Origin of the sequence: Pseudomonas sp. NFX71 (assembly GCF_048079215.1) — a bacterium.
Classification (GTDB): Bacteria; Pseudomonadota; Gammaproteobacteria; order Pseudomonadales; family Pseudomonadaceae; genus Aquipseudomonas; species Aquipseudomonas fluorescens_B.
Window position 1 is genome coordinate 6,529,715 of sequence record NZ_CP182230.1, and the last position, 13,778, is coordinate 6,543,492.

13 protein-coding genes and 1 pseudogene are annotated in these 13,778 nt (G+C 61.7%); 9 read left to right on the forward strand and 5 right to left on the reverse strand.

Going from position 1 to position 13,778, the window contains the following annotated elements:
* The first annotated feature begins 361 nt into the window (after window positions 1-361).
* Together ACM1ZW_RS30430 and ACM1ZW_RS30435 are read left to right on the forward strand one after the other, a co-directional pair.
* Window positions 362-1,194: pseudogene (locus tag ACM1ZW_RS30430) on the forward strand (aldo/keto reductase).
* 29 nt (window positions 1,195-1,223) lie between these two features.
* Complete coding sequence (locus tag ACM1ZW_RS30435) at window positions 1,224-1,694, forward strand: DUF1810 domain-containing protein (RefSeq protein WP_017339902.1); 471 nt, start codon at window positions 1,224-1,226, stop codon at window positions 1,692-1,694.
* Here the strand turns inward: ACM1ZW_RS30435 and ACM1ZW_RS30440 are convergent.
* A complete protein-coding gene (locus tag ACM1ZW_RS30440) occupies window positions 1,659-4,019 on the reverse strand; it encodes a DNA polymerase II (RefSeq protein ID WP_416739937.1) in 2,361 nt (786 codons plus the stop codon). The genes ACM1ZW_RS30435 and ACM1ZW_RS30440 overlap by 36 nt on opposite strands.
* A gap of 217 nt (window positions 4,020-4,236) precedes the next feature.
* Between ACM1ZW_RS30440 and ACM1ZW_RS30445 the strand changes: the two genes are divergently transcribed.
* A complete protein-coding gene (locus ACM1ZW_RS30445; protein WP_017339904.1) occupies window positions 4,237-4,677 on the forward strand; it encodes a CBS domain-containing protein in 441 nt (146 codons plus the stop codon).
* 70 nt (window positions 4,678-4,747) lie between these two features.
* On the opposite strand, the gene ACM1ZW_RS30450 is transcribed toward ACM1ZW_RS30445, so the two are convergent.
* Window positions 4,748-5,371 carry a glutathione S-transferase gene (locus ACM1ZW_RS30450; RefSeq protein WP_416739938.1) on the reverse strand — a complete coding sequence of 208 codons (624 nt, stop codon included), beginning with the start codon at window positions 5,369-5,371 and terminating at the stop codon, window positions 4,748-4,750.
* Between the two features lie 146 nt (window positions 5,372-5,517).
* Here ACM1ZW_RS30450 and ACM1ZW_RS30455 point away from each other — a divergent pair, with 146 nt between their 5' ends.
* The 5 genes from ACM1ZW_RS30455 (at window position 5,518) to ACM1ZW_RS30475 (ending at window position 8,877) form a co-directional block, all read left to right on the forward strand.
* Window positions 5,518-6,312 (forward strand): DUF4349 domain-containing protein, encoded by a 795-nt coding sequence (locus ACM1ZW_RS30455; protein WP_414877989.1) that lies wholly within the window; start codon window positions 5,518-5,520, stop codon window positions 6,310-6,312.
* Window positions 6,313-6,440: 128 nt separating this feature from the next.
* Window positions 6,441-6,962 carry a DUF3455 domain-containing protein gene (locus ACM1ZW_RS30460; RefSeq protein ID WP_017339907.1) on the forward strand — a complete coding sequence of 174 codons (522 nt, stop codon included), beginning with the start codon at window positions 6,441-6,443 and terminating at the stop codon, window positions 6,960-6,962.
* Window positions 6,963-7,076: 114 nt separating this feature from the next.
* Window positions 7,077-7,604 carry a sigma-70 family RNA polymerase sigma factor gene (locus ACM1ZW_RS30465; RefSeq protein ID WP_031319051.1) on the forward strand — a complete coding sequence of 176 codons (528 nt, stop codon included), beginning with the start codon at window positions 7,077-7,079 and terminating at the stop codon, window positions 7,602-7,604.
* On the forward strand, window positions 7,601-8,311 hold the full coding sequence (locus ACM1ZW_RS30470) for an anti-sigma factor (RefSeq protein ID WP_017339909.1): 711 nt from the start codon (window positions 7,601-7,603) through the stop codon (window positions 8,309-8,311). Before ACM1ZW_RS30465 ends, ACM1ZW_RS30470 begins: the two co-directional genes overlap by 4 nt.
* A 203-nt stretch (window positions 8,312-8,514) precedes the next feature.
* Entirely contained in the window at window positions 8,515-8,877 is a 363-nt protein-coding gene (locus ACM1ZW_RS30475; RefSeq protein ID WP_416739940.1) for a hypothetical protein, read from the forward strand.
* Between the two features lie 77 nt (window positions 8,878-8,954).
* Here the strand turns inward: ACM1ZW_RS30475 and ACM1ZW_RS30480 are convergent, their stop codons facing one another.
* Window positions 8,955-10,049 carry a DUF1615 domain-containing protein gene (locus ACM1ZW_RS30480; protein ID WP_017339700.1) on the reverse strand — a complete coding sequence of 365 codons (1,095 nt, stop codon included), beginning with the start codon at window positions 10,047-10,049 and terminating at the stop codon, window positions 8,955-8,957.
* Window positions 10,050-10,259: 210 nt separating this feature from the next.
* Between ACM1ZW_RS30480 and ACM1ZW_RS30485 the strand changes: the two genes are divergently transcribed.
* On the forward strand, window positions 10,260-11,795 hold the full coding sequence (locus ACM1ZW_RS30485) for an FAD-dependent oxidoreductase (RefSeq protein ID WP_416739941.1): 1,536 nt from the start codon (window positions 10,260-10,262) through the stop codon (window positions 11,793-11,795).
* Window positions 11,796-11,821: 26 nt separating this feature from the next.
* Here the strand turns inward: ACM1ZW_RS30485 and hemB are convergent, their stop codons facing one another.
* Window positions 11,822-12,796, reverse strand: a complete 975-nt coding sequence (gene hemB, locus ACM1ZW_RS30490) for a porphobilinogen synthase (RefSeq protein ID WP_017339702.1) — start codon at window positions 12,794-12,796, stop codon at window positions 11,822-11,824.
* 134 nt (window positions 12,797-12,930) lie between these two features.
* Window positions 12,931-13,773: a PhzF family phenazine biosynthesis protein gene (locus ACM1ZW_RS30495; RefSeq protein ID WP_017339703.1), complete on the reverse strand. Its 843-nt coding sequence runs from the start codon at window positions 13,771-13,773 to the stop codon at window positions 12,931-12,933.
* Window positions 13,774-13,778 lie beyond the last annotated feature (5 nt).

Consider the following 13,778-nt stretch of genomic DNA (forward strand, 5'->3'; position numbering starts at 1 on the left):
ACCGAACGCCGGTTCAGTCGGGTTTGGTGTCGGAGCGTTTGGGGTATCTGCGTCTCGGCGGTAACGGCTGACAGGGGTTTCCACCCCTGCGGCGGGCTACGTGGAGAAACACAACGCCGCCCGGCACCCGGAAACCGGGTGCACCGGCAATTTTGGCGAACCCGGTGTTCGGGTATGACACCGGTCAACTGGAGCTGGCTTGCCGGCTCCTACAAGGGAAATACGTACGCCCCGCCGCAATTAAGGAGAACGCGGATAGCAAAAGAGCCAGGCCGGCCGGCAGGCCGTCTCGGCAACGAACGGAACCCATGGGCTATTCTGCTGCCAACCTAAGTATCCATCGAATACACAGGAGGTTTGCATGCGGACCCTGGAACTGGCCGGCATCCACGTACCCGTCATCGGCCAAGGCACCTGGCGCATGGGCGAGGATCCCGCTCGATACCGCGAAGAAGTCGCCGCGCTGCGCCTGGGCATCGAGTTGGGCATAACCCTGATCGACACCGCTGAAATGTATGCCGAAGGTGGCGCCGAAGAGGTGGTGGGCGAAGCGATTGCCGGCAGGCGCGACGAGGTGTTTCTTGTCAGCAAGGTCTATCCGCACAACGCCAGCCGCAAAGGCATTCCGCAGGCCTGCGAGCGTAGCTTGCGCCGCTTGAACACTGACTACATCGACTTGTACCTGTTGCACTGGCGCGGCCAGTATCCGCTTGAAGAAACCGTCGAAGCCTTCGAGCGCCTGCGCGAAGACGGCAAGATCGGTCGGTGGGGCGTGTCCAATTTCGATGTGGATGACCTTCAGGAACTGGCCTCCCCGGCGTGCGCCACCAATCAAGTGCTCTACAACCTGGAGGAACGAGGCATAGAAGAGGCATAGAATTTGATTTACTGCCGTGGTGCCAGCGGCATCGGCAGCCATTGATGGCGTACTGCCCCATCGGCCAGGGCGGGAAGCTGCGGACCCACCCGACGCTCAATCAGGTGGCCGCTCGTCACAGTGTGGCGCCGGCACAGATAGCGCTGGCATGGATTCTGCGACAGGAGGGTGTGATCGCCATTCCCAAAGCGGTTCTGCCTGAACACGTGCATTTGAATGCGCAAGCCGCGCAATTACGGCTTGAGGCCGGGGATCTGGAGGCGCTGGACCAAGCGTTTCGCGCGCCACAACGCAAACAGCGACTGGCCATGGTCTGAGCCAGCGCGGTGTTGTCAGAGGGCTTCTCATGAGAAGCACCGATCAGCTCGACGCCTTCAACCTGCAGCGCTTTATCCAGGCGCAGGACCCGGTGTTCGAGCGAGTGAAAAAAGAACTCGGCACAGGACGAAAGCGCAGTCACTGGATGTGGTTCATCTTTCCGCAATTCGCCGGGCTGGGCGGCAGCAAGATGTCTCAGCACTTCGCAATCCGTTCAGGCGCAGAGGCAACGGCCTACCTGAACCATCCCCGGCTGGGTGCCCGCCTCCTTGACTGCACACAAAAGGTGCTGGATATCCCGGACGGCTCCATCAGCGAAATTTTCGGCCATCCGGACGACATTAAATTTCGTTCATCGATGACCCTGTTCGCGCAGTTCGCCCCGGATGACAGCCTGTTCCATCAGGCACTGGACCGCTATTTCCACGGTATTGCGGACGAGTGGACGTTAACCCTGCTGGACTCAAAACAAGCCCAGTTGCCCCCCAATCAGGGTTGAGAAATCGTCGTCCACGAACGGCAGGATGGCATCGGCCACCGGTTGCAGCTGCCGGGTGACGTAATGGTCGTAATCGATCGGCGCACTGCGGATCTCCAGCGGCTCGGGCCCGGCGACGGTGATCACGTAGCTGATCCAGCCGCCGTTCTGGTATTGCCGCGGCCGCCCCTGCTGATCGTTGTAATCGTCGGCAGTCCGCGCCGCGCGCACATGCGGGGGGACGTTGCGTTCGTAGTCATCCAGGGTCCGGCGCAGGCGCTTGCGATAGATCAAGCGATCATCGAACTCGCCCGCCAGGGTTTTGCGCACGTACTCACGCACATAATCCTGATAAGGCTGGCGGTGGAAGATCCGCGTGTACAGCTCTTGCTGGAATTGCCGCGCCAGCAGCGACCAGTCGGTGCGTACGGTTTCCAGCCCCTTGTAGACCATCTCGTCAGTGCCGTCGTCACGTGTGACCAGCCCGGCATAACGTTTCTTGCTGCCCTCTTCGGCGCCACGAATGGTCGGCATCAGAAAGCGTTTGTAGTGGGTTTCGAACTGCAACTCCAGTGCGCTTTCCAGCCCGTATTCCTGTTGGACATGCTCGCGCCACCACTGGTTGACGTGGTCCACCAGCGCGCGGCCGATCTGCGCCGCTTCCTGCTGACCGTGGGCTCGGCGCAACCAGACAAATGTCGAGTCGGTGTCACCGTAGATCACCGTGTGCCCCTGGGCTTCGATCAGTTGCCGGGTGCGCAGCATGATTTCGTGGCCGCGCAAGGTGATCGACGAGGCCAGACGTGTATCGAAGAAGCGGCAACCACTGGAACCGAGTACGCCGTAGAAGGCGTTCATGATGATCTTCAGCGCCTGGGACAACGGCGCGTTGTGTTCGCGCTTGGCGGTTTCGCGGCCTTCGGCGACCCGGGCGACGATGGCCGGCAGGCAATGCCGGGTCCTGGAAAAACGCGCACCGCGGAAACCGGGCACGGACTCGCTGTCATCGGGATGCTTGAGCCCTTCGATCAGGCCCACCGGGTCGATGAGGAAGGTGCGGATGATCGACGGATAGAGGCTTTTGTAGTCGAGTACCAGCACCGATTCGTACAGGCCCGGCTGCGAGTCCATGACAAATCCGCCGGGGCTGGCCTGCGCCGGTTTGGTGCCGAGGTTGGGCGCGACGAAACCCTGACGGTGCATCAGCGGCATGTACAGGTGCGTGAAGGCCGCTACCGAGCCACCACTGCGATCCGCCGGTAATCCGGTGACGCTGGCTCGCTCAAGCAGGAAAGTGAGCAATTGGGTTTTGGCGAAAATCCGCGTGACCAGTTCGCAGTCCTTGAGGTTGTAGGTGGCCAGGGCCGATTTGTCCTCGGCGAACATGCGGTTGATTTCGTCCATGCGCTGGTACGGCGTACTGATCGCCTTGCCTTCGCCAAGCAAGGTTTGCGCGACGTTTTCCAGGCTGAACGAGGGGAAACTCCAGGTCGCCGAGCGCAGGGATTCGATGCCATCGATGATCAATCGCCCGGCGGCCGAAGCGAAGTAATGGTTGCGGCTGCCGTGTTCACGCCACTGCATTTCTTCGCCGCCCCGCCCCAGTTTCAGCGGCACCGCGAGCCGTCGTGCGTGTTCGTGCAGCACGCGCAGATCGAACTGCACAACGTTCCAGCCGATGATCGCGTCCGGGTCATGCCGGGCGAACCATTCGTTGAGTTTTTTCAGCAGCAGGGTTCGGGAGTCGCAATATTCGAGCTGGAAATCCACCTCGCTGTCGTCGCCATTCGGCGGGCCGAGCATGTAGACCTGGCGCTCGCCGCAGCCTTCCAGGGCAATGGAATACAGATCGCCTTGCGCGGTGGTTTCGATGTCCAGGGACACCAGCCGGAGCGATGGCCGATAGTCGGGGTCGGGTTTCATCTGCGCGTCGAGCAGCAGGCCTTCGGCATTCGGTGTGCCACCGAAGATCACCGGCGCCGTGATGAAGCGCTCCATCATGTAGCGTTCCGGCGGGCGCACATCGCCCTCGAACAGCTCGACGCCAGCCCTGCGCAGCGCGGTGTCCAGGCGCATCAACTGACCGTGCTGCCGGCAATACAGGCCGAGCACCGGGCGATGTTCGAAATCCAGCAGAGCCAAGGGTTTGAGCTCGACGTTTTTTTCGTCGCGCAGCACTTGCTCCGCCTGTTCACGCTGCTCGGCCGGGATGAACGCCACCGACGGTTGATGCGGCAGGCGGATGCACCGGGGACCGGTGTCGGTCGCCAGCCAGAACTCGACTTCCGTACCGGCCGGGGTATCGCGCCAATGCCGGGTCAGGACGAAGCCCCGCTGTAAATCCACCACTGCAACCTCAAATCCGATTCAGGTGGCAATTCTACGCGTCATCGCAGGCGATAGCGCTCCTGAAGTGGGTGCCCGCAGTGGGTGCGTGTTTGCGCTTTTTTGAAGAAAAACCGCTGAATGACGTTTTTTGCGCGTTATCTGCCGCTTTCTGCCTTGCCCTCAGCGCTTGCGTCTACGATTCTTCAAGAACAACGACAACACCCGAGAAGCCACCATGAAAACCGTCGCCCAACTGCTCAAGTTGAAAGATCAGAAAAATCAGGAAGTGCATCAGATCAAGCCGGATCACATGGTGCTGGAAGCGCTGATGAAGATGGCCGAGAAGAACGTCGGTGCCTTGCTGGTGGTAGAGAATGAAGAAGTGCTGGGCATCATCAGTGAACGTGACTACGCGCGCAAACTGGTGCTGCATGGCCGTTCTTCGGTGGGCACGCCGGTGCGCGACATCATGGTGTCACCGGTGATCACCGTGGACACCCATCAAACCGTCGATACCTGCCTGGGCATCATGTCCGACAAACGCCTGCGCCACCTGCCGGTGGTGGAGAACGGCAAGCTGATCGGGTTGCTGTCGATCGGCGACCTGGTCAAGGAAGCCATCGCCGAACAGGCTGAACTGATTCGTCAGTTGGAGCAGTACATTCGCGGCGAATAAGTGCAGATCAAAAGATCGCAGCCTTCGGCAGCGCCTACATTGAGAGGGTGTTTACACTCTAGCGATCTTTTCAGGATGGCCAATGTCGCGCAAAGACCGGTGCCAGTGTCGGGTGCCGGTCGATTCGCTCCAGCCAGGCGAAAAACCCCGGTCGGGCGCTGCGCAAATGTTCCCGGCTGCCCGCCCAACGCGTAATTACCGCCGCCAACACATCAAGCGCCCCGGGCGACTCATCGCCCAGATACAACTCGCCCGAGAACTGATCGGCGAACACCTCCCAACTCCAGTGCAGTCGGTCGCGAGCGCCCACCATGAGGTTGTCTCTGGAGGGCTTGTCCGCCACGGCCAGCCACCGTTCCGGATAGTCGATGATGCCGATCGCCGCATAACAATTGCTGACGATATACACCAGGCCACGGATCGCCTGGTCGCGTTCGACGGCGTTATCCGGCAGCAGGTTCGACTTGGGAAACGTGAGCCCGAGATGAATAAGGATCGCCGCACTTTCCGTGAGAACGCTGCCGTCGGGCAGCTGCAAGGTCGGAATCTGCTTGAGCGGGTTGAGTTTCTCCAGGGCGTGGGCCGCCTCCGTGGAGACCTCGACGTCGATGAAGCGGTAAGGAATCTCGCAGAGTTCCAGCGCGGCTTCGATGGCGGCGGCGCCGGAGTTCTGGTGTCCGTATAGCTGATACATATCGCGCTCCTGGCGAGACGAACAGATAGTCAGTAGACGAGCGGGTACAGGTCACGTTCCCTGCCATTTGGCGGATCGATGCAGGTAAGATGCGCGATCCCGGGGTTCTCTTTCAGTACCCCCGCAGCACTCTTCAAGGAAAGACCATGCGCCAACAGGATGGCCAGCGCGCCTCACTTTTTCGTACCTTCGGGTTCATTCTGGCCTGCCTGGCGATAAGTGCCTGCTCGCCGAGCGACCATTCGTCATCGGCCAGTCTAGCCGGTGAACAAGGGCGTGGCGGGGCCATGCTCGCCTACGAACACGAACTGCAGCTGTTGCTGCCCCAGGCACTCATCGCCCCGCGCTTGCAGGCCACACGTGAGGCGTGCGAAACCGCGCGTTTCGGCGCCTGCAACGTGTTACGCATCGAGCAAGGCGCAGGCCGTGCCGACATCACCCTGCGCATCGCTCCGGCCGGCGTCGAACCGCTGGTGGCCATGGCCGCCGAGGGTGGAGAACTGGGTCAGCGGATCACCAGTGCCGAAGACCTGGCCGATGCCGTGGACGACACTCGCCGACGTCAGGAACGACTCAAGGCCCAACAGCAGCGTCTGGATGAACTGGCGACCCGCAAGGACATCAGCGTCACTGACCTGATCACCCTGAGCAAGGAACAGGCCGGGATCGAGAACGATCTGCAAGCCCTGGCGCAGATTGCCGCCGGGCACCAGCGGCGTCTGGACACCAATCGGGTCACGCTGTCGTTCCTGCCAACGGGCGCCAGCAGTCGCTCGTCGCACCTGAGCCAGGCGTTCAGCAATTTGCTCGACAACCTCGCCGACGGCGCCGCCGATGCGCTGGAAAAAACCAGCTACGCACTGCCCTTCCTGATCCTCGCGTTCCCGCTGTTCATGCTGTGGGTCTGGTTGTGGCGCAAATTTGTTCGGCGTCGGACCTGAGTCGGGCGGGCGCCAACGGCATTCAATTATTTTTTTTTGCCACTGCATCCAAATCGCTTTTCGCCGGGTAGTCCTTGTAGCAGCCCTTGTTGCTGCACAGCGGATGACTCATTAACGGAGAGAATGTCATGAACGCCAGACACCTGATTTGCCTTGCTGCTTTGTTCACCGCAGCGCCTGCGGCCTTTGCCCAGACCGGTCTGCCCGACACCATCAAGGTTCCGGACGGGCACAAGGTTGCCATGGAAACCACCGGCGTCGGTGAGATCACCTACGAATGCCGTGACAAGGCCAACATGGCCGGCCAGACAGAGTGGGTGTTTGTCGGACCCAAGGCGGTGCTCAATGATCGCGCTGGCAAGCAAGTCGGCACCTACTTCGGCCCCCCGGCGACCTGGCAAGCGAAGGATGGCTCGAAAGTCACCGGCACCCAACTGGCCGTCGCACCGTCGAGCCCGGGCAATCTGCCCTATCAACTGGTCAAGGCCAATCCGGCCGAGGGCAAAGGTGCGATGAGCGGCGTCAGTTACATCCAGCGCGTGGCCCTCAAAGGGGGTGTCGCCCCGAGCGCCGAGTGCACGGCGGCTAACAAGGGCAAGCAGGAAGTGGTGAAGTATCAGGCGGATTACATTTTCTGGGCGGCCAGCTAACCCTCGGCCTGACGCAATCCTGTGCAGGAGCCGGCTTGCTGCGAGCGGTTCCTACAGGAATGGGGATTGTTTGCTAGATTGCATTTGGACTGCCCCACATTACGGCTGAGATCTGTGTCCTTGCCCGAACCCATTTTCGACTATGAAGCTCACCTCGCCGCGTGTGGTCGGGGCGAGCGTCAGGCCTTGCGCGATTTGTATGTGCAGGAGAGTCCGCGCCTGCTCGGCGTGGCCAGGCGCCTGGTGCGCGACACCGCGCTGGCCGAAGACATCGTCCACGATGCGTTCCTCAAGATCTGGGCCGGCGCTGCGGGTTTCGACCCGACGCGGGGGTCGGCACGGGGCTGGATGTTCAGCGTGACCCGGCATCTGGCGCTCAACTTCATCCGTGACAACAGCCGCGAAATCCAGGGCGATATCGACGTGCAGAACGACGCTGAAACCTTCGATGCCCAGGTGCACTCCTCGCGCATTCATCTGTGCCTGGAGCAGTTGGACCCTGCGCGGCGCAGCTGCATCCTCCACGCCTACGTCGACGGTTATTCCCATGCACAAATTTCACGCAAACTCGGCACCCCGCTGGGCACTGTCAAAGCGTGGATCAAAAGGAGCCTGACGGCATTGCGGGAGTGCATGGGATGACGATCAGGCCTGTGGATGAGACCCCGGAGCAACTCGACGAACTGGCCAGCGAGTATGTGCTGGGTACGCTCTCGGACGAACGACGCCGCACGGTACAGCGACGCCTGCCCGACGATGCCGAACTGCGCCAGGCGGTCGACACCTGGGAGCGTCGCTTGCTGGGCCTGACTGACTTTGCCCAACCCGAGACGCCCTCGCCCGCGCTGTGGCAGCGCATCGAGCGCAGCGTCACCGCCCTGACCCGAGCGCCAAAGGTCGAACCGTCATCCTGGTGGAATCGGTTACCGCTGTGGCGCGGGCTCGCCGGTGCGGGGCTGGCGGCCACGTTGCTGCTCGGCACGCTGCTGCTCACGCAAACCACGGTCAAGCCGACCTACCTGGTGGTGCTGGTCGCGCCACAGGACAAATCACCGGGCTGGGTGATTTCTGCCAGCAATCCCAGGGAAATCCAGTTGATTCCGCTGGGGGTCGCGCAGGTTCCGGAAGACAAGGCGCTGGAGTTCTGGACCAAGGCCGAAGGCTGGCAAGGGCCGGTGTCGCTGGGCTTGGTCAAACCGGGGCAAACGCTGTCGGTGCCTGTGGATAAACTGCCGCCGCTGCAACCCGACCAATTGTTCGAACTGACCCTGGAAAACCGCACCGGCTCGCCGATCGGCAAGCCTACAGGGCCGATTCAGTTCATCGGGCGGGCGGTGAAGGTGATCTGAACGTCACGCGCCTGCCCCCGTGTAGAAGCGTCGGTCAACTGACCTCAGCCAGCCGACGAATGAACCATCACGCCCACGCACGGGGAGTTACCCGATCCATCATTGCCGTCGATGTTCACCATCACGTCAATGAAGTTCTCTTAAAAATTCTGCGGCGTAACATCGGCTCCATACCAAACAACTACACCCCGGAGCACACACTCATGAAACGCCAAATCCTCCTCAGCATCGCTTTCTCGGTTTTTGCAGTTAACGCTTTCGCCGCTTCTTCTGCTCACCCGGTTGTCGCTGAAGGCGGCTCGGATCGTCTGATCGAAAACCGCGTCGCCGAAGGTGGCTCTGATCGTCTGATCGAAAACCGCGTCGCCGAAGGTGGCTCTGATCGTCTGATCGAAAACCGCGTCGCCGAAGGTGGTTCCGACCGCCTGATCGAAAACCGCGTCGCCGAAGGTGGCTCTGATCGTCTGATCGAAAACCGCGTTGCCGAAGGTGGTTCTGATCGTCTGATCGAAAACCGCGTCGCCGAAGGTGGTTCTGACCGCCTGATCGAAAGCCGTGCGGTGTGAATGAATGGCGTTACCGCAAGACTCGACAAAAAACCCGGCCTCATCAGCCGGGTTTTTTTACGCTTTTTTGAAACCGGTCACTTCCCTGCCCGCGCCATGCAGCGCTGATAACGTTCGTCGACCCGCTTGGCAAACCACGCTGTCGTGAGTTTGCGGGTTATTTTCGGGCTCTGCAGCACGATCCCCGGCAACACCGCACGCGGCAATGAACGGCCTTCGGCTTGTTCGGCCAGCTCGAAGACCCGCTGATACAACCGGGTGTCCTCGAATTCAAGGCTTTTGCCCTCCTCCAGTTGATCCCTGATGGTCGTGTTGCGCATGCCCAGGCGCTTGCCGAGGGTACGCACGGCCAGTTCCGTGGTGCCGGGCATGATCGAGTCGTAGCGCACCAGATCGCCGTCCAGCGCCAGCGGGATGCCCGAGGCACGGCTCACAGCATTCTGAAACGCGGCATTGCGGCTCGCGTACCAGCCAGCGTTGAAATCGGCGAAGCGGTACAGCGGCTGTTTGTAGCTCACCGGATAACCGAGCAGGTGAGCGATGCCGAAATACATGCCGCCGCGACGGCTGAACACTTCATGCCGAATCGTGCCGTCCACCGGGTAGGGGTAATTCCGTGCCTGTTGCTCGGCGAAGTCGATGCTGACCTGCATCGGGCCACCGGTGTGCACCGGGTTGAAGCCGCCGAACAGCGTCCGCCCCATGGGCACCATGCCGATGAAGTCATCGAAGATCGCGCTCAGCTCCTTTTCACTGCGCGCGGCATTCAATCGGTCGCTGTAGCTTTTGCCGTTGCTCGAACTCACCTGCAACGCCCCGCTCACCAGCAGGCCGGGAATATGGACCTTCGCGGCACGCCGGTCGATTTCATCCCGGGCGATCTTGCCCAAGCCAGGCACCGACGGATCAACCTGAAAGGTCGATTCCTGCTCGGTGACGGCCAGAACGGAACACAGGTTTTGTGTGGACGGATAAATGTCCTGCGCGACAAAGGCGGCGTAAATATCCGTGGCCCAGCCTTGGCGGTCCGCGGTTTTGGCTGGCAGCAGGCGCACGATCTCTGCCTTGACTTCGGCAGATGGTCGGGCCGGGGCTTCCTGGCTGCGTTGCGTTCCGCAACCGGCCAGCACCAAGAGCGTCGCGACGCTCGTGATCAATCGATTGGCTTGCATGCTGCTCCATCAAATCCGTTGGGCCGGGGTAACCATACGATCAATCCCATGACGCAGGCTATGACTGTACTGACGACACACTGTTCCCTGCACAGGTTCAACCCTTGGATTCCACTCCACGGCTGGAGGGCCTTTTCCGTTGGGCAGTCCGTCTGGCGGCCCTCCTCGCCTGAACCATACTTGAGCCAAACGCCCGGGGAGGACAGGCGCATGAACCGTAGCGATGTATTGATCATCGGCGCCGGTCCCACCGGGCTGGTGCTCGCACTGTGGCTGAGCAAACTGGGGATCCGCGTGCGGATTCTCGACAAGACATCGGCACCCGGTACCACATCCCGGGCGCTGGCGGTGCAGGCGCGGACGCTGGAGCTGTACCGCCAGCTCGACCTTGTCGACGCCGTGATACAGGGCGGTCATCGCGTGGCGGCGGCCAACTTCTGGGTCAAGGGCGAACCGGTAGCGCGCTTGCCGTTGAGCCGGGTGGGCGAAGGGTTGACGCCCTACGCGTTCCTCGAAATATTTCCTCAGGACGAGCACGAGCGTTTGCTGATCGAACGCCTGGAAGCCTTTGGTATCCTGGTCGAGCGCAATACCGAGCTGGAGGGTTTCGAGGAAACCGGCGACGGCATCACCGCACGCCTGCGCTTGCCGGACGGCCAACAGGAAACCTGTCAGGCCTGTTACCTCGCCGGATGCGACGGTGCCCGCTCGATCGTGCGCAAAACCCTGGACACCGGATTTCCCGGCGGGACATACCAGCAGATTTTCTATGTGGCCGACGTGCAGGCCCGCGGGCCGACGTTCAATGGCGAACTGCACGTGGATCTCGATGAGGCGGACTTTCTCGCGGTGTTTCCATTGGCCGGCGAAGGCCGCGCGCGGCTCATCGGAACGGTGCGCGACGAACGCGCCGAGCATGCGGAAACCCTGCAATTTGAAGACGTCAGCAGCCGGGCCATCGAGCATCTGAAGGTGCAGATCGAACAGGTGAACTGGTTCTCGACCTACCGCGTGCATCATCGGGTAGCTGACCACTTTCGCAGCGGCCGCGCGTTTCTATTGGGCGACGCGGCGCACGTCCACAGCCCCGCGGGCGGCCAGGGCATGAACACCGGGATTGGCGATGCCATCAACCTCGCGTGGAAACTCGCCGCCGTGTTGAGCGGCGGTGCCGCGCCGCATTTGCTCGACACCTATGAAACCGAACGCATTGCGTTTGCCCGCAAACTGGTCGCCACCACCGACCGGGTGTTCAGCTTCGTCACCGCCGAAGGACGCGTGGCCGATTTGCTGCGCACCCGTCTGGCACCGTTCCTGCTGCCGAAAATGGCCGCGTTCGAGACCTCCCGCGAATTCCTGTTCCGCACGGTGTCGCAGATCACCCTCAATTATCGCGGGATGCCATTGAGCACCGGTGTTGCCGGACACGTGCATGGCGGCGACCGCCTGCCTTGGGCGCACGACGGTGAAGGGGATAATTTCAGGCCGCTGAAATGCCTGAGCTGGCAGGTGCATGTGTACGGCGACACCAGCGACGAAATGATCGCCTGGTGCAACGAACATCACTTGCCGTTGCATGTGTTCGACTGGCGGCCGGCGTTTGAAGCGGCAGGCCTGGGGCGTAACGGGTTTTACCTGTTGCGGCCGGATACCTACGTGGCGATTGCCGAGACGTGCTCGGACCCGAAAGTGATCGAGCGGTATTTCCGGGATCGCGGGATACGGCCGTTTTTTGGCCCTCTCTGATTCACACATTGGGTGTTGTGTATTTTTCAGATCCCGGCCAGGGCCAGGTCCATCGCAAAGTAGGTAAAGATCAAATCCGCCCCCGCCCGCTTGATCGCGCCAAGGCTCTCGCGTACCACGCGGTCTTCATCGATCGCCCCGGCCTGTGCGCCGAACTTGATCATCGCGTACTCGCCGCTCACCTGATACGCCGACAGCGGCAGGCGCGAGACTTCGCGGATGTCGCGGATGATGTCCAGGTACGCACCGGCCGGTTTGACCATCAGCGCGTCGGCGCCTTCCTGCTCGTCCATCAGCGACTCACGCACCGCTTCGCGGCGGTTCATCGGGTTCATCTGATAGCTTTTGCGGTCGCCCTTGAGCGCGCTGCCGCCGGCCTCACGGAACGGGCCGTAGAGCGCGGAGGCGAATTTGGTCGAATAGGCCATGATCGCGGTCTGGGTGAAACCGGCGTCGTCCAGCGCCCGGCGAATCGCCTGGACCTGCCCGTCCATGGCCGCCGACGGTGCAATCACATCGGCACCGGCACGGGCCGCCGCAACGGCTTGCCTGCCGAGGTTGATCAGGGTCTGGTCGTTGTCGACTTCGTGGTTGTGCAGCACGCCGCAATGACCGTGATTGGTGTACTCACAAAAGCAGGTGTCGGACATCACGATCATGTCCGGCACTGCGTCCTTGGCGATGCGCGACATGCGCGAGACCAGGCCATTGTCGTTCCAGGTGTCACTGCCGCTGCTGTCCAGGTGATGCGACACGCCGAAGGTCATCACCGACTTGATCCCGGCCCGGGCATAACGCTCGATCTCGCCGGCCAGTTTCGACTCCGGAATTCGCATCACGCCGGGCATGCTCTTGATCGGCACGAAGTCATCGATTTCTTCCTCGACGAAAATCGGCAGCACCAGGTCGTTCAGGGTGAATTCGGTTTCCTGGAACAGGCTGCGCAGGCTCGCATTGCGGCGCAGACGGCGTGGACGTGCTTCGGGGAACTGGCTGGACATGGGGGTTCCTGAATTCGGAGGAAGAGACGAAAGTCGTAAGGGCCGGAAGCTTATGCCCTGTGTGCTATCAGTGACAAACCTCAGCGGAGTAAAAACCCTTACCGCTTCGGCAACAATTCCCGCTCCCACAGGTTTCAGAGGTTCAGCGTGCCGGTAATGCAGGTCACAACGGAACCGCCAATCCAGATCTCATCGCCGATCCGCTCGACCTGAATACGCCCCGCGCGCCCCATGGTCAGGCCCTGGCTGACCACGTAGGACGCCGGCGCCAGCCCCTCGCCGAGCAACCACTGGGCAATCCCGGCATTCAGGCTGCCGGTGGCAGGGTCTTCCGGCATGCCGTCGCCGGAGATGAATGCACGTACTTCGAACTGGGCATCATCGCCGTCACGCTCCGGACGCCACGGCGCGATCACGCCGACCGCGAGGCCAAGCATGTGCGTGTGATCCGGTTGCAGGTCCAGCACCTGCTGGCGATCCTCGACCATCACCGCCAGCCAGCCCGCACCGTTATCAACCCACTGCGCCCGCACAATGGCACCCGGTTGCAGCCTGAGCCCGCGACGGACGCGCTCCATGACATCGGCCTCCACCGGCCCGGTCCTGAGCAGTGGCGGCGCGAGAAAAGCCAGTTCCGCACCTTGTCGACGCACCCGCACCAGGCCGACGCCGCATTCCTGAATGATCTCCTCGCCCCTGGGCACGCCACCGGCTTCGAGCCAGGCATGACAAGTGCCCAGCGTCGGGTGCCCGGCGAACGGCAACTCGCTCTGCGTGGTGAAAATCCTCACCCGGTAATCGGCCCGGGGATCCTGCGGCGCGAGGATGAACGTGGTTTCACTGAGGTTGGTCCACGTGGCGAATGCCGCCATGCGCTCATCGCTGAGCTCGTCCGCGCCGAACACCACGGCCAACGGATTGCCCTTGAGGGCGACGCGACTGAAGACATCTACTTGCTTGAAATCGAATGAATGCATGGCCT